Below are 26,676 nucleotides of genomic sequence, written 5' to 3'. Positions count from 1 at the left end.
GACGTGGCGAACAACGATACTGCCTCGGGGAGCTGTAAGCAAGCTTTGATCCGGGGATGTCCGAATGGGGAAACCCAGCTGGGGTAATATCCAGTTACTCACAACTGAATACATAGGTTGTGTAGAGGCATACCAGGGGAACTGAAACATCTAAGTACCTTGAGGAAGAGAAAACAATAGTGATTCCGTCAGTAGCGGCGAGCGAACGCGGAACAGCCCAAACCAGAGAGCTTGCTCTTTGGGGTTGTGGGACGTCTCACATGGAGTTACAAAGGAACCGGTTAAACGAAGAGGTCTGGAAAGGCCCGCCAAAGAAGGTAAAAGCCCTGTAATTGAAAGTCTGTTCCCTCCGAGACGGATCCCGAGTAGTGCGGGGCACGTGAAACCCCGTATGAATCCGGCAGGACCATCTGCCAAGGCTAAATACTTCCTAGCGACCGATAGTGAAGCAGTACCGTGAGGGAAAGGTGAAAAGCACCCCGGAAGGGGAGTGAAATAGAACCTGAAACCGTGTGCTTACAAGAAGTCAGAGCCCATTTTAGGGGTGATGGCGTGCCTTTTGTAGAATGAACCGGCGAGTTACGTTCCCGTGCAAGGTTAAGGTGAAGAGCCGGAGCCGCAGCGAAAGCGAGTCTGAATAGGGCGATGTAGTACGTGGACGTAGACCCGAAACCGGGTGATCTACCCCTGTCCAGGGTGAAGGTGCGGTAACACGCACTGGAGGCCCGAACCCACGCACGTTGAAAAGTGCGGGGATGAGGTGGGGGTAGCGGAGAAATTCCAATCGAACTCGGAGATAGCTGGTTCTCCCCGAAATAGCTTTAGGGCTAGCCTCGGAAAATAGAGTCGTGGAGGTAGAGCACTGATTGGGTGCGGGGCCCGCAAGGGTTACCAAGCTCAGTCAAACTCCGAATGCCATAGACTTACTTCCGGGAGTCAGACAGTGAGTGCTAAGATCCATTGTCAAAAGGGAAACAGCCCAGACCATCAGCTAAGGTCCCCAAGTGTGTGTTAAGTGGGAAAGGATGTGGAGTTGCACAGACAACCAGGATGTTGGCTTAGAAGCAGCCACCATTGAAAGAGTGCGTAATAGCTCACTGGTCGAGTGACTCTGCGCCGAAAATGTAACGGGGCTAAACACACCACCGAAGCTATGGCTTGATGCTTTGCATCAGGGGTAGGGGAGCGTTGTATAAGGGTTGAAGGTGTACCGTAAGGAGCGCTGGACATTATACAAGTGAGAATGCCGGTATGAGTAACGAAAAGATCAGTGAGAATCTGATCCGCCGAAAGCCTAAGGGTTCCTGAGGAAGGCTCGTCCGCTCAGGGTAAGTCGGGACCTAAGGCGAGGCCGAAAGGCGTAGTCGAAGGACAACAGGTCGAAATTCCTGTACCACCGTAAATCGTTACGAGCGATGGGGGGACGCAGTAGGGTAGTGACGCAGACTGATGGATGTCTGTCCAAGCAGTGAGGCTGATGTGTAGGCAAATCCGCACATCGTAAGGCTGAGCTGTGATGGGGAGTGAAAATTACAGTAGCGAAGGTCATGATCTCACACTGCCAAGAAAAGCCTCTAGCCAGATGAAGGTGCCCGTACCGCAAACCGACACAGGTAGGCGAGAAGAGAATTCTAAGGCGCGCGGAAGAACTCTCGTTAAGGAACTCGGCAAAATGACCCCGTAACTTCGGGAGAAGGGGTGCCCCGTTAGTGTGAATAGCACGAGGGGGCCGCAGTGAAAAGGCCCAAGCGACTGTTTAGCAAAAACACAGGTCTGTGCGAAGCCGTAAGGCGAAGTATACGGGCTGACGCCTGCCCGGTGCTGGAAGGTTAAGGGGAGCGGTTAGGAGCAATCCGAAGCTGTGAACCGAAGCCCCAGTAAACGGCGGCCGTAACTATAACGGTCCTAAGGTAGCGAAATTCCTTGTCAGGTAAATTCTGACCCGCACGAATGGCGTAACGACTTGGGCGCTGTCTCAACGAGAGATCCGGTGAAATTTTAATACCTGTGAAGATGCAGGTTACCCGCGACAAGACGGAAAGACCCCATGGAGCTTTACTGCAGCTTGATATTGAATTTGGGTACGATCTGTACAGGATAGGTGGGAGCCTTTGAAGCATGAGCGCCAGCTTGTGTGGAGGCACCGTTGGGATACCACCCTGATCGTATCTAGGTTCTAACCTGGTGCCCTTAGCGGGTACGGGGACAGTGTCAGGTGGGCAGTTTGACTGGGGCGGTCGCCTCCTAAAGAGTAACGGAGGCGCCCAAAGGTTCCCTCAGAATGGTTGGAAATCATTCGAAGAGTGCAAAGGCATAAGGGAGCTTGACTGCGAGACCTACAAGTCGAGCAGGGACGAAAGTCGGGCTTAGTGATCCGGTGGTACCGCATGGAAGGGCCATCGCTCAACGGATAAAAGCTACCCTGGGGATAACAGGCTTATCTCCCCCAAGAGTCCACATCGACGGGGAGGTTTGGCACCTCGATGTCGGCTCATCGCATCCTGGGGCTGAAGTAGGTCCCAAGGGTTGGGCTGTTCGCCCATTAAAGCGGTACGCGAGCTGGGTTCAGAACGTCGTGAGACAGTTCGGTCCCTATCTGTCGTGGGCGTAGGAAATTTGAGAGGAGCTGTCCTTAGTACGAGAGGACCGGGATGGACGTACCGCTGGTGTACCAGTTGTTCCGCCAGGAGCACCGCTGGGTAGCTATGTACGGACGGGATAAGCGCTGAAAGCATCTAAGCGTGAAGCCCCCCTCAAGATGAGATTTCCCAGTATGTAAGACCCCTTGAAGACGACGAGGTAGATAGGCTGGGGGTGGAAGTGCAGTAATGCATGGAGCTGACCAGTACTAATCGGTCGAGGGCTTATCCAAATCGCAGGTTTTAGTCGCAAGTTTCGTTTCGGATCTAGTTTTCAGAGAATGATCTCTGAGTGTATAGCAGCTTCGTTTGGTGGCGATGGCGGAGGGGTTCCACACGTACCCATCCCGAACACGACCGTTAAGCCCTCTAGCGCCGATGGTACTTGGACCGAAGGGTCCTGGGAGAGTAGGACGCTGCCAAGCGAACTCTTTCATCTTACATAGAAAACAGGCTTTGCATGTTAGCGTTGTACGATGTTGCGTTTGCCCTGCAAATGCATATTATTCCCTGATAGCTCAGTTGGTAGAGCACTCGACTGTTAATCGAGTTGTCACAGGTTCGAGTCCTGTTCGGGGAGCCAGTAAGGCCCGTTGGTCAAGGGGTTAAGACACCTCCCTTTCACGGAGGTAACAGGGGTTCGAATCCCCTACGGGTCATAGCTTTACTTTTTAAAGCATCAAGGGGATGAGAATCCCAAAGGTTCGTCGGAGGATTATCTTCGTTAGCAACTGCTACGCAGTCTCGAACGAAGTGAGAGTATCCCCTACGGGTCATAGATATGGAGGCTTAGCTCAGCTGGGAGAGCATCTGCCTTACAAGCAGAGGGTCGGGGGTTCGAGCCCCTCAGCCTCCACCATATAATTTATATAACGACGCGGGGTGGAGCAGCCCGGTAGCTCGTCGGGCTCATAACCCGAAGGCCGCAGGTTCAAATCCTGCCCCCGCAATTAAACTTTCCTCACAGAAAGTGATTTGGAACCGTGGTGTAGTTGGCCTAACATGCCTGCCTGTCACGCAGGAGATCGCGGGTTCGAATCCCGTCGGTTCCGCCATTTAATACCGCATGCGGACGTGGCTCAGCGGTAGAGCATCGCCTTGCCAAGGCGAGGGTCGCGGGTTCGATTCCCGTCGTCCGCTCCAATTATTTTGCGCCCTTAGCTCAGCTGGATAGAGCGTTTGACTACGAATCAAAAGGCCGGGAGTTCGAATCTCTCAGGGCGCGCCATTATATAACTTTTTTGCCGGCGTGGCGGAATGGCAGACGCGCTCGACTCAAAATCGAGTGGGAAACCGTGGAGGTTCGAGTCCTCTCGCCGGTATAACATAACGGGATGTAGCTCAGCTTGGTAGAGCACCTGGTTTGGGACCAGGGGGTCGCATGTTCAAATCGTGTCATCCCGATCTTAAGAAGTGGACTATCTTACTATAGATAGTCCACTTTTATGTCTTCTAAAATAATGAGGAAAGTACTTTGCCTTTTCACATTGGGTTAATTTTGCATAAAGCATAATCCTTTCGGTCACACTAGGTTTAAAAAAGTGATAGAAGGGGTTCATGTGAACACGTTTAAATTCAGAAAACAGTTTAAAAGACGATGGCGGCGTTGGAAACGTACTGCATGGATGGCTGCTTCATTGGTGGCTATTACGATCCTGGCATACAGCGGGTTGTCGATTTCATCTCATATTGAGCGGCTGTTAACCACTAACTTCAGTGAGGCCGCTACAGCCATGGCTCCAGTCACAGAAGAACGTTCCGAAGAAGAGGTACAAAGCATATTGGGGCAACTTAGACCCGAGACGGATCGTTTAACTTCTGTGGTCATGGAGACGCATTATATCTGCGGAATTGAAACGGAACAATTGGGGAAAATGGCCATACCTCAATTAAAAGTATTACTTCAACAGCATCCGGAGTGGGAGGCTGAGGTAGTGTCTGCAGATACATTGCAAATTAAGAAACAAGTGGATGATCTATCTCCGCTCTGCAAGAAACAGGCATATATCAGCGTGGATGCGGTGGGTAATCTTAATCTTTACGAAGGTCGACCTGCAGAAGAAAAAGTAATTCGCACTTTTTTTCAAATGGACGTCGGATCGTTGGAGAGTTCTCTGCCTGAGGGAGTACTGGAGCAGCTACAGCAAGGTATCCGTGTACAAGACAAGGATGAATATAATAGCGTGATTTCGACTTTTAGTGATTATGCCATTGATGGACCACATAAAGAAGAGCTTCGAAATGGCGGATGAATGGATAGCATCCAAAGTGGTCATACCGAGAAGTCAATCATCGGACATCGAGAGATGTCCTTTTTGTCGTAGAAATAACGAGTCGACAAGTACAAGCATTCGTGCAGAAAAGCAAGTATGATGCCGAACCATGCACTCCTGAGATTAGACAAAGTTTTTCCTGTCGCAGGGTCTATCTTTTGTTATAATGAAATGAACGATACATATGTTCGCTTTATTGTAAGGGAGAGATGGTTTTGCGTTTTTTGGGAATAGACCCGGGGATTGCGATTGTCGGTTTTGGATTTGTGGATAAGATCGGTAGTAAAGTGGTACCCGTACAATATGGCTGCATTCAGACTGAAGCTCATACACCTGAAGAAGAACGGCTGCTTCACGTGTATGAAGGCATGGTGCAGTTGATCGATAAATACAAACCAGATGCAGTAGCACTGGAGAAACTTTTCTTTAACAGGAATGTAACTACAGCGATGTCTGTCAGTCAGGCAAGAGGCGTTATGGTGCTTGCAGCTGCTCAGAAGGGATTGCCTATAGCGGAATATACTCCAATGCAGATTAAACAGGCGATTGTAGGATACGGTAAAGCAGAGAAGCGGCAGGTACAGGAAATGGTCAAAATGTTCTTGCGTTTACAGGCTATACCGAAGCCGGATGACGTAGCGGATGCTCTGGCTGTGGCTGTATGTCACGCGCACTCATATACATTAAATTCCAAGTTGAATGAGGTATTGCGAAAATGATTGATTTTCTAAGAGGACAGTTCGTACATGTAGAGAATGACTATATTGTGCTGGATGTTCATGGCGTGGGATACCGTGTGTTTTGTCCAAATCCGTTTGCGTTTGCGAAGCAGGAAGGCGAGATCACAGTGTATACCCATCATCATGTGCGCGAAGACGCGATGCTGCTGTTTGGATTTGTTACACGGGAAGAACAGCGCTTGTTCCGCAAATTGATTGAAGTATCTGGTATCGGACCAAAGGTGGCACTGGGGATTTTGGCCGGTGGTACGCCAGACCATGTCGTTACAGCGATCTACCAGGAGAACCTGACGTTCCTGACGAAGTTGCCGGGTATCGGCAAAAAGACAGCACAGCGCATGATTTTGGATCTGAAAGACAAGCTGGACGGGTTTGGAGCGGCGGCTTATGCTACAGGTTTGTTTGCCCCACCTTCTGAAGAAGCGGGAAGCGGTTCGGCCTGGGATGAGGCTCGTGACGGTTTGAAGGCTCTAGGTTATACAGACGGTGAGCTCGATAAAGTGTGGCTGAAATTGAAAAAGGATGTTACATCGGCTGATTCTGTTGATGTGTTGATGAAACGTGCGCTGCAAATGCTGTTTACCGGATAGATGAATTTGCATATATAATGGCAGTAGCCCGCACAAAAAAAGGTAGGGATGAACATGGATGACCGGATTATTTCCGCTAACCTGATGATGGAGGATCAGAATGTTGAACTAAGCCTCCGTCCCCGGTATCTGAATGAGTATATCGGGCAAAACAAGGTCAAGGAAAATTTGAAAATATATATTGAAGCTGCCAAATTACGCAATGAAGCATTGGATCATGTGCTGCTTTACGGTCCGCCAGGACTTGGTAAAACGACACTTGCCAATATCGTTGCCAATGAATTGGGCGTAAACTTGCGTACCACATCGGGACCGGCGATTGAACGACCGGGTGATCTCGCTGCACTGTTGACGAATCTGCAGGAAGGCGATGTTCTGTTTATTGACGAGATTCATCGTCTGCATCGTACCGTTGAAGAAGTAATGTACCCGGCCATGGAGGACTCGGCCCTGGATATTATGATCGGAAAAGGTCCAAGTGCACGTTCCGTGCGATTGGATCTTCCGCCATTCACCTTGATCGGGGCTACAACACGTGCTGGGTTGCTGTCTGCACCGCTTCGAGACCGGTTTGGTGTAATCAGTCGGTTGGAGTTTTATACGGTGGATGAGCTGGCTTATATCGTCTCACGATCTACGGAAATTTTGGGTGTTGAAATTGTTGGCGATGCGGCAGAAGAGATTGCTCTTCGCTCACGCGGGACCCCGCGAATTGCCAATCGTTTGCTAAAACGGGTACGTGACTTTGCACAGGTAAGGGGCGATGGAATCATTACCCAGGCACTGGCTGAAGAAGCGTTGAAACGACTTCAGATTGACCCGCGCGGTTTGGACGAGATTGACCACAAGATGCTTACATCCATGATTAACAGTTTCCGCGGAGGACCCGTTGGACTGGATACGATTGCAGCTACGATTGGTGAAGAAAGTCAGACGATTGAGGATGTCTATGAGCCATATCTTCTGCAAATCGGTATGATTCAGCGTACACCAAGAGGCAGGGTTGTTACGGATCTGGCTTATCATCATCTTGGTTTGCCTATACCGCCGAGGGACGGAAAGTAAACCAAGTTCTGTAGTTTTTAAGAAATCAAATTGAAGTTTTTATGTAAACTTCCCGATATAACGTGTAGAAACAGCATGGAGAGGAGTTTGAACGTGGGGAAAGCATTACAAAAGAAGAAGTGGAGTCGGCGGTTAAAGGTACTCGCTGCTGCACTCTTAACAGTGGGATGTCTGCAAGTGCCCGCTTTTGCTGCAGAGAGTAACGGGCAGATGATTCGGGTAGCCATGTTTGCGAATCTGGGGAGCACATATAAGTCAACAACCCCTCTCATTACACTTGAATCAACCGATAAATGGAGCATTGGATCAGAGAGCGGGGCGGGTCTCACACTTCCTGCTGGTCAAATTCGCTTCAGTGCAGATGGATTTCGTGTGAAAGTGTTGGAAACCGGGGACTTTAAGACTGCTGCACCAGCAGCAAAATTGTTGCAGGCGACCAGTGATAAACCATTGCTGTTCACAACGACGTTGAGCGGTAAGGCCACGTATCAATTATACACAGGAAATTATGCGACAGAAGCTTTGGCTACACAAGCTGTTGCACGAGTGCAAAAGGTGGCAGCAGCAGGGCTCGGCGGTCAAAAACCGGTGGTAACGGGAAACAAACATTTGTCAGCAGGGAGCTACAGTTCGCTTCAGGAAGCTGTGGCTGCACAGGAATCGCTCTTAGCCGTTGGAATCAATGCCATTACCGTATTGCAGCTCAGTGGCGGGGCTCAAGGATATTCAGTGTGGGTCGGGGAAGCGGTAACGGACGCAGAACTAGCAGCATTGAAAAAAACGGTGGAAGTCAAGGCACCGGGCGTAAGCTTGACGCCAGTATCTGACAGCAATGTGCTCATGATCCGACAGGATGCGGGACTCAGCACAGATACGCTGAAAACTGCTCCACATTACACGATTGCAGGAACTGAAGCAAAAGCTTATGTGCAGGGTGATGGAAGTGGGATTAAAGTGTTGGAGCGTTCCGCACGGACATACCGTGGGGACATGGAAGTTAGTATCGTAGGCGGAGATTTGGCTTTGGTCAACGTTGTCCCGCTGGAGCAGTATCTATACTCGGTTGTAGGCGCTGAAGTATATTCATCCTGGCCGGCAGAGGCTCTGAAAGTTCAGGCTGTCGCAGCTCGTTCCTACGCACTTCAACAGGGAGAGCGATTCAAAATCGCCAATGTTGTGGATACGACACTCAGCCAAGCGTATAACGGAATAGGCTCGGAGAACGATAAAGTAACAAGTGCAGTAGATGCAACAGCAGGTGAAGTCATCAAAAGCGGCGGTAAAATCGTTGAAGCTGTGTTCTCTTCCAATGCTGGAGGCCAAACGGCTCACCCATCCGAAGTATGGAACGGGGGCGCAGGCGTATTCAGTAATGTGGACAGCCCTGGAGATGCGTCAGCTCAGGCAGGTTTACACACATGGTACCATGTACTGCTAAGCTCAGGGGTTAGTGGATATATCCGTGAGGATAATGTAAAAGAATTAGCGACTAAAACAGAAGCAGGATTGTCCAAAGTCACAGTCACTGCCCAAAACACCAATGTACGTCCCATTCCGCTAATTCAATCCACGGTTGAACCTGTGGCGAAAATGAACCCGGGCACGGAGGCTGTTGTTTTGGCCAAAGTGGCTCAATCCAACGATTACGCGTGGGTAAGAGGACCATTTACCTCTGCTGCGTTGGTTAAAGCGTTACAAGGGAAAACAACGACCACCGTTCCGGCATCTATCTCAACTCTGGAGGTCACAAAGCGTGGACCTTCAGGAAGAGCTCTTGAAGTGAGTGCGAATGGACAACCTTTGACAGTCAAATATGCAGATACATATCGTTCTGCACTTGGAGGATTGCCGAGTACTTTATTTGATATTGCAGGGACCGGAAGTTATACTGTATTAGGCGCTGACGGGCAAACTTCAAGCAAAACCGGATCAAAAGGTGCTGCTGTGTTGTCCGCTTCCGGAACGGGAACATCATCCGGTAATGCTCTTGTCGTTATGAGCGGTGATGGTCAAGCCAGAGCAGTAACTCAGGGTCAAACCTTCATGTTTATCGGCCAAGGTAATGGTCACGGATTGGGCTTGTCTCAATGGGGTGCCAAAGGTATGGCAGATGAAGGGTATGATTACCAGACAATATTGAAACACTATTATCAAAATGCGACTATTGTTAAGGAATGAATTGAAAATGAATGTGAACTTATATGATTTTGAATTACCAGAGCAGTTGATTGCACAGACGCCTTTGCTTGATCGTACGGCATCGCGGCTGCTGACATTGAACAAGGAGAACGGTGAGGTTAACCATCGCTCGTTCCCGGATATCATCAACTTTCTAGAGCCTGGCGACACATTGGTATTGAATGACACACGGGTATTGCCAGCGAGACTGTTCGGTACAAAAGAAGATACCGGAGCCAAAGCAGAGGTACTTTTGCTGAAAAATGTGGAAGGCGACCGCTGGGAAGCTCTTGTTAAACCAGGGAAGAGGCTAAAAGCCGGTTCAGTTATTGTATTCGGTGATGAGCTTAAGGCTGTCATTGATGAAGAAGGCGAAATGGGTGCACGTACCCTCACATTCTCCTATAACGGAATCTTCCAGGAGATCCTGGATCGTTTGGGCGAGATGCCATTGCCTCCTTATATTAAAGAGACTCTGGATGATCGCGAAAGATACCAGACGGTGTATGCAAAGCACGAAGGATCAGCAGCGGCTCCAACAGCTGGGCTGCATTTTACGGATCAGCTGCTGGATCAGATCCGTGCCAAAGGCGTCAATGTTACTTTCATTACGCTTCATGTTGGTCTCGGAACATTCCGCCCAATGTCTGTTGATGTTGTGGAAGAGCATGAGATGCACGAAGAGTATTACTCCATGTCTCAGGAAACGGCGAACCTGATTAACGAAACGAAGAAACGTGGTAACCGTGTATTTGCAGTAGGAACGACGAGCTGTCGAACGCTTGAAACGGTAGGCAGCAAGTTCGAAGATGGGGTGCTTCAGGAGAGCAGCGGCTGGACCAAAATCTTTATCTACCCAGGTTACAATTTCAAAGTTATAGATGGCATGCTTACAAACTTTCATCTGCCGAAATCGACACTTGTTATGTTAGTTAGTGCACTAGCAGGCAGAGAACATATCATGAATGCATATGAGCAGGCGATTCAAGAGAAATACCGCTTTTTCAGTTTTGGCGATGCCATGTTAATCTATTGATTCACAAAGGCATACTGAGGCTAACGATTAATTTTAGAGGATGATTAAAACCAATGGCAGCAATTACGTATGAACATATCAAAACATGTAAACAATCCGGTGCGCGTCTGGGACGTGTACATACACCGCATGGTATTATCGAGACACCAACCTTTATGCCTGTTGGTACCCAGGCGACTGTAAAAACAATGAGTCCTGAAGAGTTGAAGGAGATGGATGCACAGATTATTCTGAGCAATACCTACCACCTGTTCCTCAGACCAGGACACGAGATTGTTCGCCAGGCTGGCGGTCTTCACAAGTTCATGAACTGGGATCGGCCGATTCTCACGGACAGCGGCGGGTTTCAGGTATTCTCCCTCAGTGAGATGCGCAAAATTACAGAAGAAGGCGTTCACTTCCGTTCCCACCTGAATGGAGACAAAAAGTTCCTTTCACCCGAGGTGGCCATGGAAGTTCAGAACGCACTCGGCTCCGATATTATGATGGCATTTGATGAATGTCCTCCGTATCCGGCTGAATATGAATATGTAAAAAAATCACTTGAGAGAACGAGCCGCTGGGCGGAACGCTGCCTCGAAAGTCATGCTCGTCCGCATGATCAAGGCCTGTTTGCTATCGTACAGGGAGGCATGCACGAGGATTTGCGTCGTCAGAGCGCCGCAGATTTGACTTCCATGGATTTCCCGGGGTATGCTATTGGTGGACTGAGTGTTGGAGAGCCGAAACATTTGATGTATGGCGTATTGGATTACACAGTACCGCTGTTACCTTCCAATAAACCACGTTATTTGATGGGAGTAGGTTCGCCCGATGCATTGATTGAGGGATCGATTCGTGGAGTGGACATGTTCGACTGTGTACTGCCTACCCGAATTGCCCGTAACGGAACAACAATGACAAGTCAGGGAAGACTCGTTGTTCGTAACGCCAAGTTTGCAACAGATTTTGGTCCACTGGATCCTGAATGCGATTGCTATACTTGTCGTAACTACTCCAGAGCTTACCTGCGTCATTTGATCAAAGCGGATGAAACATTTGGCTTGCGTTTGACGACCATTCATAATCTTCATTTCTTGCAGAATTTGATGCGCAATGTGCGCAAAGCCATAATGGAAGATCGTTTGCTTGATTTCCGTGATGAATTTTTCGATCAATATGGTCTTCATGACAACGACAAAGGTTTCTGATCAGGTTTTGCAGAACCGGAGAAACACGCAGTATCTGAAAGTATAGTCGATAAGGGGGAGTTTTGAATGTTCCAGGGAATGCCTTTACAAGCGGCCAACGCAGGCGGTGGAATTGTATCTTTGATTGTACCTTTGGTACTCATGGTTGCGATTTTCTACTTCTTGATGATTCGTCCACAGAACAAAAAGCAAAAGCAGCGTAATGCAATGCTGAACCAGTTGAAAAAGGGCGATAAAATTGTAACGATCGGTGGCCTTCACGGTACGATCGCTGAAATTACGGATGATGTGGTTGTACTTCGTGTAAACGATGTAACTAAGCTTACATTCGACCGTAATGCGATCAGCAGTGCAGTGAGTCGTGAAACCGCTGTTGAATAGATTATTGTAGTTAGTGCAGAGAACCGGATCTCTAGAGACCCGGTTCTCTTTTTCTTTTTCTCTGTAAGGTCATACGATTCAAACTTCTACGATCTGTGTGTATTCACCCCGAAAATTCCTCCGAGTGCCGAAATCAGAAATGCGCTTGCAAGCTGCAGACTGTCTTTCCAATTGAATGAAGCATCCAAAGCGAGGAAACCAATAAGCAATACGATCAGTCCATAGATGATACCGGTTAGCCCTCCATGGTACCAGCCTTTTTCGCCAGACCGTTTTCCCGCTACAAATCCTCCAACCAGTAAAGACAAGCCATGAACGACATACGTGTAAAGCGAAAGTTCTTGCTCCCGCATGCTGCTCATCCAGAGAAAGAGGGAGAGGATTAACGCTCCCAGTAACATCCATACAAATGCATGGCAGAGGCCCGACAAAATCGGGTTGGACATTCGAAACGAAATCACTCGGCGAATCAGCTGCATGAAGCAACCCCCTTGTACAAGTTTGAAATTATTACATTGTATGGTCAAGCCTCACGAGTTATGAACTGAATTTTCCATTAAATGAACAATCAAGATTCGCATGGGCATACCTGGTTCAGGTCAAAATAGGGATTACGCTTCAGGTATCTGTTTGTAAATCAGATGTGAAGGAGGGACCATGGTATGAACATTTCGGATATAGGAGCACATATCTTTCGAACAATTCTCATGTATTTTATTGTCTATGGGGCCATTCGGATTATGGGTAAAAGGGAAATAGGAAAGCTATCCATGTTCGATCTGGTTGTGTCCATTATGCTTGCTGAGATAGCCGCATTTGTCATCGAGGATACAGATAAGCCGTTGTCTCACGGCATTGTGCCCATGGTGACTGTACTTGTTGTTCAGATTGGCATGGCTTTTCTAAGTCTCAAGAGCCGTCGCTTACGACTCATGATTGATGGCAAACCGACGGTACTCATCTCCAAGGGTACACTGCATCGCGATGAAATGCGCAAACAGCGATATAATTTGGATGACCTGCTGCTGCAGTTACGTGAACAGAATATCGACAGTATTGGTGAAGTCGAATTTGCCATTTTGGAAACGACGGGGAAGTTAACGGTTATCCCCATGAACAACTCTTCTTCGGGCCAAGGAAACAGTTCATCGCAAAATAACATGAAAAAGCCCAGGCAGGACAAGGTCGATGGCTTTCAAAATATTAAATACGAGGGCCTTCCCCTGCCGTTAATTATGGATGGTAAAGTCCAAGACCAAAATTTGGAGCTGATCCAGAAAACACGCTTTTGGCTGAAAAACCAGATACAACAGAAGGGTGTGCTCGATTTCAAGGATGTGTTTATATGCTCCATCGACCATAATGGCAAAGTATTCGTAAGCCTCAAGGATGATAAAAAATAGCGATAGTCTGCTTACTTCCGAGATCGCCGTTGGAACCAGGAACCAATGATCGGCATCCGGGAGAGATCATGAAAGTCAATCATGCGGGTCATGCCCATCACAATAAAATAAACAATGAGACCAGCAAGAGGGGCAAGGATCATTCTCAGCCAGAAGGGCAGCAAAATGGCCGTATGTTCATAAACCAAAAGGGTTGCTGCTCCCATAATAACCATGCCGGCTGCTGTTTTGACCCAATCCATCCATTTGAACCGGAACTGAAGCAAATGGCGCACACTTCTGGCATGTAAAAGAGTAACCACAGTTGAGTTCACACAGATAGCAATTACTGCACCAAAAATGCCGTATTCAGGTTTGGATGCAAGCAGCAAAATCAAAGTGATTTTAATGACCGCACCGATAAATGTATTGAGAAGAGCTTTTCCTGGACGATCGAGTGCCTGCAGAGCAGCTTGAAGAGGTGCCTGAATGTAGATAAACAGAGCAAAAGGAGCCATAAGTTTAAGCATGCTTCCGATCGATGCATCATTATACAGTACTAAACACATCGGTTCGGCAAGCACATACATAAAAACAGCAAAAGGGGCACCTGTGACGAGCGCAAGCCGCAGTGCCTGGTGCATTCGTTTATGGATGAGCGCCCGATCCCCCTGTGCAGATGCTTCTGACAGGGAGGGAACAAGTGATGTGGCAAGTGATGAAGTCAGTGCACCCGGCAGGAGCAGCAGCGGAATGATCATGCCTTGTAACGCACCATATTGAGCGGTCGCCAGTCCACGGGATATGCCCGCAATAGCCAGACTTTGAGCGGTGACAATGGTTTCAGCAAGATAGGAGAGTGAGCCTACTAGACGGCCTGCTGTTACGGGTACAGAGATGGCCAGGAGGCGTCTGATCAATCCTGTTTGTGATGCATTTGAATCAACGGGTAGTGCGGGTGGGGGAACATGTGCATTTGGTGGGATCAGATGGTTGGAGCGATCAGGATCCTTTTTATGTCTGTTGTAATTCCATAGCAGGACAAGCATGCCTACAAATTCACCGACGAGTGCTCCGAGCATGGCCCCTGCTGCTGCCTGGGCAATACCTTGTGGGAGAAGCAGCCAGGAGAACCAGATCACGCAAATAATGCGTACGATGGTTTCCGTAATGGAGGAAGCGGCAGTAGGAATCATATTCTGCTTGCCCTGAAAATACCCGCGATACACCGCAGACACGGCTATGATCGCAATCATCGGACTCATGCTTACAAACGTATGATACACCCTCTCATCCGTTAGAACATAACGTGTAACCCACGGTGCAAAGACAATGCACAGAAACATGAAAACAACGCCCAAGGTCAAGGTGAAGCTTAGACTAATCTGTAGTATGCGCTGGGGAGAATAGCGGTTGGCCCCTGTATCTGCTTCAGCAACGAGTTTGGCAACGGCGAGCGGTATGCCTCCGGTAATCAATGTCACAAGTACGATGAAGAAAGGATAGCTTAGCTGATACAAACCCACTCCTTCTGCTCCGATTACGCGAGGGAGCGCAATACGGGGGATAAAGCCGAGAATACGATTAATAATGCCTGCAGCGAGCAGGATCATGGCTCCCTGGATAAATGTCTGCTTCTTCAAAACTACCCCTCTTTCCCGGTTGAAAGTAACAGGTCTCGTAAACGGGACAAATCCGTTGTTCTTCATCCTATGCCAGTCCACTGTCTTCTCATGACAACTTGGACTTCATTAACAAAAAGATCCAGATTGGGCAAGCAGGAATCTGAATATATGAAGTCGAATTATGTAATATTGATGCCGCATAAAGGCTTGTGCGTAAGAAGGGAGGCGCTCCCCGCTTGGAAGAAATGAACGATATGGAGCTGGAAGAATCCATTGAGATGTTATGTCGCAGCAAGGCGGAGGAATTAAGGCTCGTCGGGTACGAATATGTGACCAGCAAAGATGTCTGGAATTGCGTTAGTCATAAATATGAAAAACAGGGCATTCCACCGCTTCACCAATTGGTGAACGACATTTTGTCACTGAAAGCAACAAGCTTTATGAACTTTATGACCGTTTCTGCATATCGGGGGTCCTCTTTCTAACGAAAGGGATCTTTTTGTGTTGGAAATTGACTGCTTTTTACGGCATCGCTATAATAGGAATATTGAGAATGAAGGGGGATCTAGGAACGGCATGAAGAGAATTGTCAGTTTCATTCTGGTCGTGCTTGTGACCACAGGAGTTATGTTGGGCACAAGTCCGGGCCTGCTCAAAAATATTCGCTTGGGCCTCGATTTAAAGGGAGGCTACGAGATCTTATATGAAGCAGAGCCGCTGGAACAAGGGCAGCAAGTTACCAAAGCCTCTTTGGTACAAACTGCAAGAAGTCTGGAAAGCCGTGCCAATGCGCTCGGAACAAGCGAGCCGGAAGTAACCACAGAAGGAACCAACCGGATTCGTTTGAAATTGGCTGGTGTTACGGACGAGGCTGAAGTAAGAGCCAAAATGAAAGAACCTGCCGTCCTGACTTTCCGTAGTAAAGGAGAGAATGACAAGGAAGGCGAGTATACGAAGATTGAGCTTCGAGGAAATGAATTTGTTGAGAATGGAGCGAAGGTGGTCTTTAATCAGCTCAATGCTCCCATGATTGACATTCAAGTTAAGGATAAGGCTAAATTTTCTGAAATTACGAAGCGCCTTATTGGACAACCTCTGGCCATCTATCTGGATGATCAGCTGCTCTCTGCCCCAACCGTACAGCAGCAATTGACGGACGGTTCGGCGCAAATCACAGGCAGTTACACACGTGAGGAAGCAAACCAGCTGCGTGATACCATTAACCTGGGTGCACTCCCTCTGAAACTTACAGAGAAGTACTCGCAAAGCGTTGGAGCAACGCTGGGGAAATTGTCTCTCGACCAAACGATTAAAGCGGGCTTGATCGGTTCCGTTATTATTTTAGTGTTCATGATTGGTCTGTACCGCATACCGGGGATCATCGCAAGCTTTGCCTTGATTACACATACGTGGCTGGTACTTGCGATCTTCTATATGGGAGAATTTGTGCTTACCCTTCCGGGTATTGCAGCATTTATCTTGGGTATTGGGATGGCGGTTGACGCCAACATCATTACGTACGAACGGATTAAGGAAGAAATGCGGAGTGGTAAATCAATTCTGTCGTCGGTTAAGGCAGGAAGCAAACATTCCTTCCGTACCATTATCGACTCCAATATCACAACCATCATTGCTGCGGCCGTTATGTTTTTCCTGGGTACAGGCGCAGTCAAAGGTTTCGCGCTCGTGCTGATTTTTGACATCGTCACCAGCATTATCACGAATATTTTCTTCTCCCGCTTCCTGTTGACCCTGCTTGTGCGGGCTAACGTGTTGAAGAAGCCTAAGTACTTCGGAGTGAAGGAGAGTGAAATTCGTGCGCTTTAATTGGAACTTTGATTACATTAAGGGCAGTAAGATTGCCTATACGTTCTCCATTATTTTGACTTTGGCAGGGATTATCAGTTTGTTCTCCCTAGGATTGAATTATGCGGTTGATTTCCGCTCAGGTTCGAATGTGGATATTACCGTATCCAAAGCGATAACGTCTGAACAGATTACTCCGATTATCAAAGACATTGGCGTCAATGAAGGCGATGTAAATATCACGCCAGGTTCAGACCGGGTTAACGTTCGTTTCTCCAACGTATTGGACGAAACACAGGAGAGTAAATTCAAAGAGGAATTCACCAAGCTGGACTCAGCAGCTTCGTATGAGGTCAATACGGTTGATCCGGAAATGGCCAAAGAGTTAGAGCGTAATGCTATTTATGCTGTACTCATTGCCAGTATCGGGATCATGATCTATGTAGCTATCCGGTTTGAGTGGCGCTTCGCTGTAGCAGCAGTGGTTTCTCTGTTTCATGATGCGTTTGTGGTCATCAGTGTATTCTCTCTCTTCCGGCTGGAAGTGAACTTGACGTTCATTACTGCTGTATTGACGATTGTCGGATTTTCGATTAATGATACAATCGTTATCTTTGACCGTATGAGAGAGAACCTTCGTTTTGCTAAGAAAACAACAAAAGCTGATTTGCGTGAAGTAGTTAACCGCAGTTTATCACAAACAATGACGCGTTCATTAAATACGACATTTACGGTGTTTATTGCGTCACTTTGCTTGTTTATCTTCGGTGGAGAGTCCATCCGCATGTTCTCGCTTGCAATGGTAATCGGAACATTGTTCGGCGCATACTCTTCCATCTTTATTGCAGCACCGTTGTGGTTTACACTCAAAGGCAAGCAGACAACAAAGCCTAAAGCAACTGCTAAAGCATCCAACTAAACATCTTATTTGCAAGCCGCGTCTGTCAGGCGCGGTTTTGCAACTTTACGTACAGGATTAAGGGGGAATTTTCATGACCAGAGAACGTATTCCAGCTGCTCAAGCGGCAACGTGGAGTGGTATTGCCGGGAATATGACACTTGCAGTGATTAAGGCTGGCGTCGGTTATATGGCGAACAGCAAATCGCTGCTTGCCGATGGTCTGTATTCTGCCTCGGAAGCTGCTTCCTCACTGGCAGGTCTCTTCCCCTCGAAGTCTGTACAGGATAGCAACAAAGCTCGCAGGGAAAAGGTCAGAGAGCATTCGCGCATGGCGAGGCCCGGGATTACGGTGCTGCTGTCCGTCCTGATCCTGATGGGAGGATTACAGATTGCAATCTCTGCTCTGACCGGATTGACCGGGGATGAGCCTGGCGAATCGGCAAAATACGATCATGCACTTATTGCAGCTTTTGCTGCGCTTGCTGTGAAAGAAGCTATTTTCCAATTTCAATATCGATATTACCGCAGGCGTAATCAGTCGCAGGCTCTGTCCTATGCTCAGGAACATCGTCGTGCTCTCTATTGTTCTCTCACTGTACTCATAGGCATTGCAGGTTCTATGGCTGGTGAAACGATGGGGATTCATGTTCTGCTGTATATGGACCCAGCGGCCGCACTTATTGCTTCCTGCTTCGTGCTTCATAAGGGTTACCGCATGATTGTAGATACCGTCTATGGCTCGCTCGTTCAGGAACTGGAACAGGAAGAGGCCATGGATTTCAAGGAAACGGTACAACGGGTTTATGGTGTTATTACAATTGAGCATCTGACTGCCCGGGAACAGGAACATGCTGTAACCGTTGAACTGGTCATTAGTGTGAATCCGAGAATCTCGGTGCTGGAAGCACAGGAAATTGCCAATCGCGCCAAGACCCTGCTGTTAACCCGATTTAGTCATGTAAAAGAAGTACAAATCCAGGCTATCCCTTATGATCCGGGATATCCATACAAATCCAATCATGAACTGCCCGATCATGAAGCGACATTAATTCAGTAATGAAGCGCGGGTCCCGTAGATCAGGAAAGGAGCGTTATCATTGCTTTATTCGCAATACCGGTGGAACACACCGAATATCGATTTGGAGGCGGCTGCGGGACTCTCGCAGGCGCTTTCCGTTTCAGCACTTGTTGGACGTTTGCTGGTTAGCCGGGGAGTCCATAATGAAACTGAGGCAGAGCGGTTTCTTCATCCAGATCTGGGGCAGATGCATGATCCTTATCTGTTACGGGGCATGAATGAAGCTGTACCCCGTATCCGGCTTGCGCTGGAGCGTGGTGAACATATTTTAATTTATGGAGATTACGATGCAGATGGTGTGTCCAGTACTTCGCTAATGATCCATTTAATGCGGCATCTTGGGGCATCCTATGATATCTACATCCCTCATCGGTCCAATGAAGGCTATGGATTGCACAATCATGCGCTGGACTGGGCCCATCAGCAAGGGGTTACTCTAATTATTACGGTCGATACAGGAATCAGTGCGGTGGAACAAATTGCATATGCGGCAACACTTGGAATGGAAGTCATCGTAACGGATCACCATGAACCGCCTGAAACTCTTCCAGAAGCGTTTGCTCTGATTAATCCCAAACTTCCCGATTGTCCCTATCCTTTCAAAGGCTTGGCCGGCGCGGGAGTAGCCTTGAAACTGGCCCAAGCCCTGATCGGTGAGGTGCCTGGCGAATGGATGGAGATTGCTGCTATCGGTACCGTCGCCGATCTCATGCCGCTTGAAGGAGAGAACCGGGTTATTGTCAGTTATGGCGTTGAGTCCATGCGGGGAACACGTCTGCCAGGCATAAGTGCGCTGCTTGAGATCAGCGGTGTAGATCAAAGTCAGGTGACATCAGTGAACATTGCCTTTGCGATGGCTCCCCGTATTAATGCCAGTGGTCGTTTGGATCATGCAGGAAGAGCTGTTTCGCTTCTTACAACCGAGAACCTGGATGAGGCTCATATGCTTGCAGGTCAACTTGATCTGTTGAATCGGGATCGGCAGCAGGTTGTCGAGGGCATTGTCCAGGAGGCAAGCGCGCAGTTGGAGCAAAAAATTCAGCTTCGTTCCGGTAAAGTTCCCGATGTGATTGTTCTCGCGGGAGAAGGCTGGAATGTGGGGGTTGTGGGCATCGTGGCTTCCAAAATACTGGAACGCTATTATCGTCCGACGCTCATCTTGGGAATAGACCCCGAGACGGGTGTATGCAAAGGCTCTGCCCGCTCCATTGATGGCCTGGATATCTATGAGGCACTCACGGCTTGTAAACATACAATGGACCACTATGGTGGACATCCGGCAGCTGCAGGCATGACCCTTCATCGGGATCAGCTGGAAGAGCTGGAGTCGGGGTTGAATGAGTTTGCAGCCGCCGTTCTGACGGAAGCGGATTTTATGCCTGAGCGACTGGCAGACGACGAGTGTAGAATTAGTGACGTGCCGCTGAAAGTCATTCAGGAAATCGACAGACTTCAGCCTTTCGGCATGAGCAATCCTTCACCTCGTTTTGTTTTGAGAAATGTCATGGTAAAAGAAACACGAACGATGGGCCGGGAGAAACGGCATCTGAAACTGGTTCTCGAACAAGACGGGCAGCAGCTCGAAACGGTTGCCTTTGGCAAGGGAGCTTTGGCCGAATATTTACCTGCGGGTACGCTTATTGATGTAATGGGCGAATTGTCCATCAATGAATGGAACGGGATGCGCAAACCGCAATTGATGCTTCAGGACATTCATGTTCCACACGCTCAAGTCTTCGATCTGCGTGGGAATGCTGATCCACTGAACGCGATGAAACAGTTCCTTGGTTCACTTGAAGTACATTTAAGGTATACATCTGGCTCGGTAGGTGCGATTATCCGGAAGGATATCGATGTTTCTGAGGGAAATTCATTGTATGAACCGTGCCTTTGGGTATATGATAGAAAGGTCGGGTTGTTTCCGTATAATGCTGCTGCGCAGCATTATGGACAGGAACAGGTCCGGACGTTATTTGTGTTTGATACGCCGGAAACCCCGGAACAACTTGATGCCATGCTGGCCATGTTCAGCGGAGCCGAGAATATCATCCTTCTGCACGGATCAGGCAACCGCCGAGATCGCCTTCAGATGCCTTCCAGAGACCTCTTCAAGCGTATATATATGTTGGTGTCGAAATGGAGAGCTGAACCGGTAGAGGAACAAGAGATTACTCCTGTGCTCAGTCGTCAGTGTGGATGTTCGCCGCGTATGATTACCATGATGCTGGATGTGTTTGAAGAATTATCGTTCATCACCCGCAAGGATGGCAAAATATCGTTTGTGGATAACCCGCCCAAACGCGATCTGGCTTCGTCCCGTCATTATCAGGCATTGGAAAACATGGCCGAGACAGAACAGGTACTGCTGGATGCATCTACACCGCAGCTGACACAATGGATGATATCCCGGATGAAGGGCGTATCTTAGATGGAAGTTGTGTATTTATTTTAGGAGGAGATTATTTTGGATTTTAAAGAGTATATTCGTGTCATTCCTGACTTTCCACAACCGGGAATCAGCTTCAAGGACATTACGACATTGTTGAAGGATGGAGAAATGTACCGCAAGGCAATCAATGAGTTGAAAGTAATGGTTTCTGATCTCAAAATTGATGTCATTGCTGGACCTGAAGCACGTGGTTTCGTTGTGGGCGCCCCTCTGGCATACGCTCTTGGTGTCGGCTTTGCTCCGATTCGCAAAAGTGGAAAACTGCCTGGAGAGACGATTGAAGTAGGTTATGATCTCGAATATGGCAAGGATACACTTGCGATGCATACCGATGCAATTGAAAAAGGACAAAATGTCCTGATTGCTGACGATTTGCTGGCAACGGGTGGAACGATTGCAACTTCCGTTAACCTGATTGAACAATTGGGAGGCAAAGTTGTAGGTGCAGCATTCCTGATTGAGCTGTCTGACCTGAATGGACGTGCCAAATTGCCGGAGATCGATGTATTTACGTTGATGAACTACTAAGATCCCTGCATGCGTGCTGTCTTATCACTTCAAAGTGCATCTCCCGTTTCCCGGGAAATAATATACAGCATTAATGATTATTAAAAAGCCTGCTTTCTCATGTCCTAGGAATTGAGAAAGCAGGCTTTTTGGTATTTATGTTTGTTGGTAACCCCGAATGTGGATGTTATGATCCGACCAAGGACATTAGTCCGGGGTTTTCTCAGTCAAGGGCTGTTTTTCCGATTGGTCATTAGACCATCCGAGGACTTCGAACAATTTGAACAACAGGCTCAGCAGGATACCGACAATAGTAGCCAGTGCCATGCCTTTCAATTGTACTCCGTAAATGGATACCACAGTTCCGCTGAGTCCGATGACAAGCACAAGCGTTGTCAGGAGCAGGTTGGTTGGCTTCGCGAAGTCAACCTTTTGCTCAACGAGGATACGCAGACCGGATGCGGCAATGACACCAAACAGAAGCAGGGATACTCCGCCCATGACCGGTACCGGAATGTTGGCAACAAGCGCCGAGAACGTTCCTGAGAACGAGAGCACGATTGCAATGATGGCTGCACCACCAATGACGTAGGTGGAATAGACTCTTGTAAGTGCCATAACACCGATATTTTCACCATAGGTCGTATTCGGCGTGGATCCAACAAAACCGGACAGTATAGTGGAAACTCCGTTTCCGAGCAGGGAACGATGGAGACCAGGGTCTTTGGAGAGATCCTTGCCAACAATGCTGCTCGTTACGAGCAAATGTCCGATGTGCTCTACAATAACAACTAGAGCCACGGGCAAAATGGTGAAGATAACAGACCAGTCAAACGTCGGCGTTGTGATCGTTGGCATTGAAATGAAATCAGCACTTGCGATCTTATCCGTTTCGACTGCATCCATAAAGTATCCAAGGACATATCCGGATACAATCCCGATCAGAATGTGAATGATTTTAGGGAATCCACGGAAGGTTACGGCTCCGATTACAGTGATACCGAGAGTCACCATGGATAGAATAATGGGCTTGGCCTGAGGAACCCAGTTGGGGTTATTCACAGGATCAGAGTTGATCAGCCCAGCCATTCCAGCTGCAACAGGCACGAGTTCCAAACCGATCAATGCTACGATAGCTCCCATGACTGCCGGAGGGAACACAACATTAATCCAGCCTGTTCCGGCATATTTGATGATAAGAGCGACTAGACAGAATACAATGCCTGTTATAATAAATGCTCCGAGGGCCATGGAGTAGCCGTTACCCGGATGCGATTCTATAACAACTGTAACGGGCGCGATAAAAGCAAAGCTGGAACCCAGGTATGCTGGTATTTTGCCTTTGCACATCAATATGTAAAGCAATGTTCCGATACCGTTCATCAACAGGATCATGCTTGGATCAACCCCGAACAGGTTGGGTACAAGCACTGTGCTGCCAAACATGGCAAACAAATGCTGCAGACTGAGCAGGGAGCCTGATCCTAGTGGCATCTTCTGATTAACCTGAATTTCGCGTTGCAATGAACATTCATCTCCTTTTCCGAAACACAAATCTTCAATAGATTACAGAGTTTCTCTTAATTAAGCAATAACATTTTTTGCGATTTGGCTTCGAATGTACGTTTTTTAGCAAATATTGATTCTATTTCGAATATAAATGGCCATAATATTTAAGATAAAGGCACGGTTCAATCCCGTTGAGCGGATTATGGAGATATGAATGGGCCAGTCATAAATTCTTTAAAAAAATTGGATATACGCTCTTATTCGTCAGCAGTTGACGGGAAACGGGCGAAGCGTCATAATTATAGGAAATTACTTTTACGGGGAACCTGTGTTGATGCATTTGTCACGGGTTCCATTTTGTATAGAAAGGACACGGAACAGATCAGAATGGGCATAGAGCAATTACTCGAGAAGGCCGGAGCTTATATCAAAGAACCCGATCTGGTGCGCATACGTGAAGCTTACGAATTTGCTGATCAGGCTCACCATGGACAGACGCGTAAATCGGGAGAACCGTATATTCTGCATCCGCTTGCGGTTGCCGACATTGTTGTGAACATGCAGATGGACACCATCTCCATTATTGCAGCGCTTCTTCATGATGTTGTAGAAGATACTACGGTATCGCTTGAAGAAATCCGCACTCACTTCGGCAATACGTGTGCCATGCTTGTTGACGGCTTGACGAAGCTGGAACGTATTCAGTTCCGCTCCAAGGAAGAGCAGCAGAACGAAAACTATCGTAAAATGTTCATCGCCATGGCGCAGGACATCCGTGTCATCGTTATCAAATTGGCTGACCGCCTGCACAATATGCGGACACTCAAATTTCAATCGGAAGAAAGCCAGCGTAGAATTTCCTATGAGACGCTGGAGATTTTCTGTCCCATTGCCAACCGTTTAGGTATCTCTGCGATCAAATGGGAAATGGAGGACATTGCTCTCCGTTATTTGAATCCGCAGCAATACTACCGTATTGCAAATCTGATGCACAAGAAGCGTGCAGAACGTGAGCAGTACATCGATACGGTGATGGATGGAATCACGACCAAGCTTGATGAGATGGGAATTCAGGCAGATCTGTCTGGTCGTCCGAAACATATTTACAGTGTGTTCAAAAAAATGACAACGAAGAACAAGCAGTTTAACGAAATCTATGATCTGCTTGCGATTCGTATTATTGTGGATAATATCAAAGATTGTTATGCTACCCTCGGCATTATACACACATTATGGAAACCGATGCCTGGACGTTTTAAGGATTACATTGCAATGCCTAAGGCTAACATGTATCAATCGCTCCATACAACGGTGGTTGGCCCGAATGGGGAGCCGACTGAAGTTCAGATTCGGACATGGGATATGCATCGTACTGCAGAATTCGGGATTGCAGCCCACTGGGCCTATAAGGAAGGTGCAGCAACCGGCAATAATTTTGAAGATAAAATTACGTTCTTCCGGGAAATTCTTGAGCTTCAAAATGAAGCGCAGGATGCATCTGAATTTGTCGAATCCCTTAAGATGGATTTCTTCTCTGATTTGGTATTTGTATTTACGCCAAAAGGTGAAGTCATTGAGTTGCCTACAGGTTCCGTACCGCTCGATTTTGCGTACAGAATTCATACCGAAGTGGGCAACCGTACAATTGGTGCCAAAGTCAACGGTCGCATCGTCCCACTTGACTACCATCTGAAGACTGGAGATATCATTGAGATCCTGACGTCCAAACATTCATATGGTCCAAGTCAGGATTGGCTCAAAATTGCGAAATCATCCCATGCGAGAGCCAAGATCAAACAGTGGTTCAAGAAGGAACGCCGCGAAGAAAACGTTGAAAAAGGCCGCGAAAGCTGTGAGCGCGAGCTGAAACGTATGGGGCTTGATCCTTCTGCGTGGATGACGGATGACAAATTGATGGAAGCATGCAAAAAATATGCGTTTAACGATATTGATGACATGCTTGCAGCGGTTGGATTCGGTGGTATTACCGCTGCCCAGATTATAACCAAAGCAACCGAGAAATTGCGCAAGGAACAGGAAGAGTCGAGCTTGCTCGAATTGAATTCCGAAATGCGAGAGCTGAAGCCTGCACCTGAACGCAAGAATCGTCCTACGAACGGCATACGTGTCAAAGGCATCGATAACTTGCTTGTTCGTTTTGCACGCTGTTGTAATCCTGTCCCGGGTGATGACATTATCGGTTACGTTACGCGCGGACGTGGGGTATCCGTGCACCGCAGCGACTGTCCGAACATTCCTTCAAGCGGGGATGGAGAGGAAGCAGCACGCGTTATTGAGGTGGAATGGGAAGAAAATATTGAGGCCAACTACAGTGTCGATATTGAGATTACCGGACATGATCGCAATGGACTGCTCAATGAAGTGCTTCAGGCCGTTTCCGAAAGTAAAACCAATATATCTGCCGTCACCGGACGGACAGACAAAAATAAATTAGCATTGGTGCACGTTACAATCCTGATCCGCAATACAGAGCATCTGCATTCTGTCGTCGAACGGATCAAACGGGTTAAAGATGTCTATTCCGTGCATCGGATTATGCAGTAAGGAGCCTGTCAGATGAGAGTGCTTGTGCAACGTTGCAAAGAGGCTCAGGTTACCGTTGGTGACGAAATAACGGGACGGATTGAATCCGGGGTCATGCTGCTCGTAGGTATTACTCATGAAGACACGGAAAAAGATGCCGTTTATCTTGCAGACAAGGTGGCAGGACTTCGCATTTTCGAGGATGATCAGGAAAAGATGAATCTTAGCCTGATGGATGTGGGTGGCGCAGTCCTTTCGGTCTCGCAATTTACTCTATATGGTGACTGTCGCAAAGGGAAACGCCCGAGTTTTGCGGCTGCAGCCAGGCCAGAAGCGGCTGAGGTGTTATATGAGACCTTTAATCAACTATTGAGGGATAAAGGCATTCAGGTGGAAACAGGGAGATTCGGAGCTATGATGGATGTGTCCTTCACCAACTGGGGTCCCGTGACATTAATGCTGGAGAGCCCTCTCCGTCAGGAAGCACGTGCATAATTCACCTTGGATCAGGCCATAATGAGGGATAGTTCTAGTACTAGCATAAGCTGATCAAAGGAGTATCTCTCACTATGCGTCAATCTGCCAAGATAACACGTTCCCGTATGGAACCACTGCTCATTCCCGGGAATCTGTATGAGTCGCTAAAGTTGGCTCGCGCAGCTTCTGAATGCGTGGCTACGATCTGGTCTACCCAGGATTCGGACAAGGGAGAACAGAGTCACCTGCCGCGTGCCTAGTTATGTTGAAATAAAAGCTGTAAGCAAGCAGTCATTTTATATGCCC

Annotated in this window: 21 protein-coding genes, 9 tRNA genes and 2 rRNA genes (1 of these 32 only partly in view); 29 read left to right on the top strand and 3 right to left on the bottom strand. The window is 47.9% G+C overall.

Features of this window, described 5'->3' with window-relative positions:
• From F4V51_RS22900 to yajC, 19 genes are all read left to right on the top strand, one after another.
• Positions 1–2,872, top strand: a 23S ribosomal RNA gene (locus F4V51_RS22900) (it extends 54 nt beyond the left edge of the window).
• Positions 2,873–2,947: 75 nt separating this feature from the next.
• Positions 2,948–3,064 (top strand): 5S ribosomal RNA (gene rrf, locus F4V51_RS22895).
• A gap of 82 nt (positions 3,065–3,146) precedes the next feature.
• Positions 3,147–3,222 (top strand) — tRNA-Asn (locus F4V51_RS22890).
• Positions 3,223–3,226: 4 nt separating this feature from the next.
• Positions 3,227–3,298, top strand: a tRNA-Glu gene (locus tag F4V51_RS22885).
• Positions 3,299–3,422: 124 nt separating this feature from the next.
• Positions 3,423–3,498 (top strand) — tRNA-Val (locus F4V51_RS22880).
• Positions 3,499–3,515: 17 nt separating this feature from the next.
• Positions 3,516–3,589: transfer RNA gene (locus F4V51_RS22875), tRNA-Met, on the top strand.
• A 27-nt stretch (positions 3,590–3,616) separates the two neighbouring features.
• Positions 3,617–3,694: transfer RNA gene (locus F4V51_RS22870), tRNA-Asp, on the top strand.
• Between the two features lie 13 nt (positions 3,695–3,707).
• Positions 3,708–3,782: transfer RNA gene (locus F4V51_RS22865), tRNA-Gly, on the top strand.
• 8 nt (positions 3,783–3,790) lie between these two features.
• Positions 3,791–3,867, top strand: a tRNA-Arg gene (locus tag F4V51_RS22860).
• A 15-nt stretch (positions 3,868–3,882) separates the two neighbouring features.
• Positions 3,883–3,961: transfer RNA gene (locus tag F4V51_RS22855), tRNA-Leu, on the top strand.
• A gap of 8 nt (positions 3,962–3,969) precedes the next feature.
• Positions 3,970–4,043: transfer RNA gene (locus F4V51_RS22850), tRNA-Pro, on the top strand.
• A gap of 155 nt (positions 4,044–4,198) precedes the next feature.
• On the top strand, positions 4,199–4,891 hold the full coding sequence (locus F4V51_RS22845; protein WP_236146625.1) for a BofC C-terminal domain-containing protein: 693 nt from the start codon (positions 4,199–4,201) through the stop codon (positions 4,889–4,891).
• Positions 4,892–5,127: 236 nt separating this feature from the next.
• Positions 5,128–5,631, top strand: coding sequence for a crossover junction endodeoxyribonuclease RuvC (gene ruvC / locus F4V51_RS22840; RefSeq protein WP_056701196.1), 504 nt, complete (start codon positions 5,128–5,130; stop codon positions 5,629–5,631).
• On the top strand, positions 5,628–6,242 hold the full coding sequence (gene ruvA, locus F4V51_RS22835; RefSeq protein WP_153979755.1) for a Holliday junction branch migration protein RuvA: 615 nt from the start codon (positions 5,628–5,630) through the stop codon (positions 6,240–6,242). The genes ruvC and ruvA overlap by 4 nt, the downstream gene beginning before the upstream one ends.
• 54 nt (positions 6,243–6,296) lie before the next feature.
• Entirely contained in the window at positions 6,297–7,307 is a 1,011-nt protein-coding gene (gene ruvB, locus F4V51_RS22830; protein ID WP_095289471.1) for a Holliday junction branch migration DNA helicase RuvB, read from the top strand.
• Positions 7,308–7,400: 93 nt separating this feature from the next.
• The gene (locus tag F4V51_RS22825; protein WP_236146624.1) at positions 7,401–9,485 is read left to right on the top strand and encodes a SpoIID/LytB domain-containing protein; all 2,085 of its coding nucleotides are present in this window, start codon (positions 7,401–7,403) and stop codon (positions 9,483–9,485) included.
• 7 nt (positions 9,486–9,492) lie between these two features.
• On the top strand, positions 9,493–10,521 hold the full coding sequence (queA, locus tag F4V51_RS22820) for a tRNA preQ1(34) S-adenosylmethionine ribosyltransferase-isomerase QueA (protein WP_153979753.1): 1,029 nt from the start codon (positions 9,493–9,495) through the stop codon (positions 10,519–10,521).
• Between the two features lie 53 nt (positions 10,522–10,574).
• Positions 10,575–11,711 carry a tRNA guanosine(34) transglycosylase Tgt gene (gene tgt, locus F4V51_RS22815; protein WP_095289474.1) on the top strand — a complete coding sequence of 379 codons (1,137 nt, stop codon included), beginning with the start codon at positions 10,575–10,577 and terminating at the stop codon, positions 11,709–11,711.
• 66 nt (positions 11,712–11,777) lie between these two features.
• Positions 11,778–12,092, top strand: coding sequence for a preprotein translocase subunit YajC (yajC, locus tag F4V51_RS22810; protein WP_153979752.1), 315 nt, complete (start codon positions 11,778–11,780; stop codon positions 12,090–12,092).
• 86 nt (positions 12,093–12,178) lie between these two features.
• Here yajC and F4V51_RS22805 read toward each other — a convergent pair whose 3' ends face one another.
• Positions 12,179–12,571: a TIGR04086 family membrane protein gene (locus F4V51_RS22805; protein WP_095359806.1), complete on the bottom strand. Its 393-nt coding sequence runs from the start codon at positions 12,569–12,571 to the stop codon at positions 12,179–12,181.
• Positions 12,572–12,754: 183 nt separating this feature from the next.
• Here F4V51_RS22805 and F4V51_RS22800 point away from each other — a divergent pair, with 183 nt between their 5' ends.
• Complete coding sequence (locus F4V51_RS22800; RefSeq protein WP_153979751.1) at positions 12,755–13,495, top strand: YetF domain-containing protein; 741 nt, start codon at positions 12,755–12,757, stop codon at positions 13,493–13,495.
• An 11-nt stretch (positions 13,496–13,506) separates the two neighbouring features.
• On the opposite strand, the gene spoVB is transcribed toward F4V51_RS22800, so the two are convergent.
• Positions 13,507–15,117, bottom strand: coding sequence for a stage V sporulation protein B (spoVB, locus tag F4V51_RS22795; RefSeq protein ID WP_153979750.1), 1,611 nt, complete (start codon positions 15,115–15,117; stop codon positions 13,507–13,509).
• 227 nt (positions 15,118–15,344) lie between these two features.
• Between spoVB and F4V51_RS22790 the strand changes: the two genes are divergently transcribed.
• From F4V51_RS22790 to F4V51_RS22765, 6 genes are all read left to right on the top strand, one after another.
• A complete protein-coding gene (locus F4V51_RS22790; protein ID WP_095289489.1) occupies positions 15,345–15,584 on the top strand; it encodes a post-transcriptional regulator in 240 nt (79 codons plus the stop codon).
• Positions 15,585–15,675: 91 nt separating this feature from the next.
• Positions 15,676–16,926, top strand: a complete 1,251-nt coding sequence (gene secD, locus F4V51_RS22785) for a protein translocase subunit SecD (protein ID WP_153979749.1) — start codon at positions 15,676–15,678, stop codon at positions 16,924–16,926.
• Complete coding sequence (gene secF / locus F4V51_RS22780; RefSeq protein WP_153979748.1) at positions 16,916–17,824, top strand: protein translocase subunit SecF; 909 nt, start codon at positions 16,916–16,918, stop codon at positions 17,822–17,824. Before secD ends, secF begins: the two co-directional genes overlap by 11 nt.
• A gap of 73 nt (positions 17,825–17,897) precedes the next feature.
• Positions 17,898–18,863, top strand: coding sequence for a cation diffusion facilitator family transporter (locus F4V51_RS22775; protein ID WP_153979747.1), 966 nt, complete (start codon positions 17,898–17,900; stop codon positions 18,861–18,863).
• 40 nt (positions 18,864–18,903) lie between these two features.
• The gene (gene recJ, locus F4V51_RS22770; protein ID WP_153979746.1) at positions 18,904–21,312 is read left to right on the top strand and encodes a single-stranded-DNA-specific exonuclease RecJ; all 2,409 of its coding nucleotides are present in this window, start codon (positions 18,904–18,906) and stop codon (positions 21,310–21,312) included.
• A 36-nt stretch (positions 21,313–21,348) separates the two neighbouring features.
• Positions 21,349–21,861, top strand: coding sequence for an adenine phosphoribosyltransferase (locus tag F4V51_RS22765; RefSeq protein ID WP_095289483.1), 513 nt, complete (start codon positions 21,349–21,351; stop codon positions 21,859–21,861).
• A 186-nt stretch (positions 21,862–22,047) separates the two neighbouring features.
• Here F4V51_RS22765 and uraA read toward each other — a convergent pair whose 3' ends face one another.
• Positions 22,048–23,364 carry a uracil permease gene (uraA, locus tag F4V51_RS22760; protein ID WP_153979745.1) on the bottom strand — a complete coding sequence of 439 codons (1,317 nt, stop codon included), beginning with the start codon at positions 23,362–23,364 and terminating at the stop codon, positions 22,048–22,050.
• A gap of 372 nt (positions 23,365–23,736) precedes the next feature.
• Here uraA and F4V51_RS22755 point away from each other — a divergent pair, with 372 nt between their 5' ends.
• The 3 genes from F4V51_RS22755 (at position 23,737) to F4V51_RS22745 (ending at position 26,630) form a co-directional block, all read left to right on the top strand.
• The gene (locus tag F4V51_RS22755; RefSeq protein WP_153980827.1) at positions 23,737–25,914 is read left to right on the top strand and encodes a RelA/SpoT family protein; all 2,178 of its coding nucleotides are present in this window, start codon (positions 23,737–23,739) and stop codon (positions 25,912–25,914) included.
• Between the two features lie 12 nt (positions 25,915–25,926).
• Complete coding sequence (dtd, locus tag F4V51_RS22750) at positions 25,927–26,388, top strand: D-aminoacyl-tRNA deacylase (protein WP_095289486.1); 462 nt, start codon at positions 25,927–25,929, stop codon at positions 26,386–26,388.
• Positions 26,389–26,462: 74 nt separating this feature from the next.
• A complete protein-coding gene (locus tag F4V51_RS22745; protein ID WP_153979744.1) occupies positions 26,463–26,630 on the top strand; it encodes a hypothetical protein in 168 nt (55 codons plus the stop codon).
• Positions 26,631–26,676: the final 46 nt, after the last annotated feature.

It is taken from the genome of Paenibacillus xylanilyticus, from assembly GCF_009664365.1.
Taxonomy (GTDB): Bacteria; Bacillota; Bacilli; order Paenibacillales; family Paenibacillaceae; genus Paenibacillus; species Paenibacillus xylanilyticus_A.
This window is presented reverse-complemented; position numbering and strand designations above follow the sequence as displayed.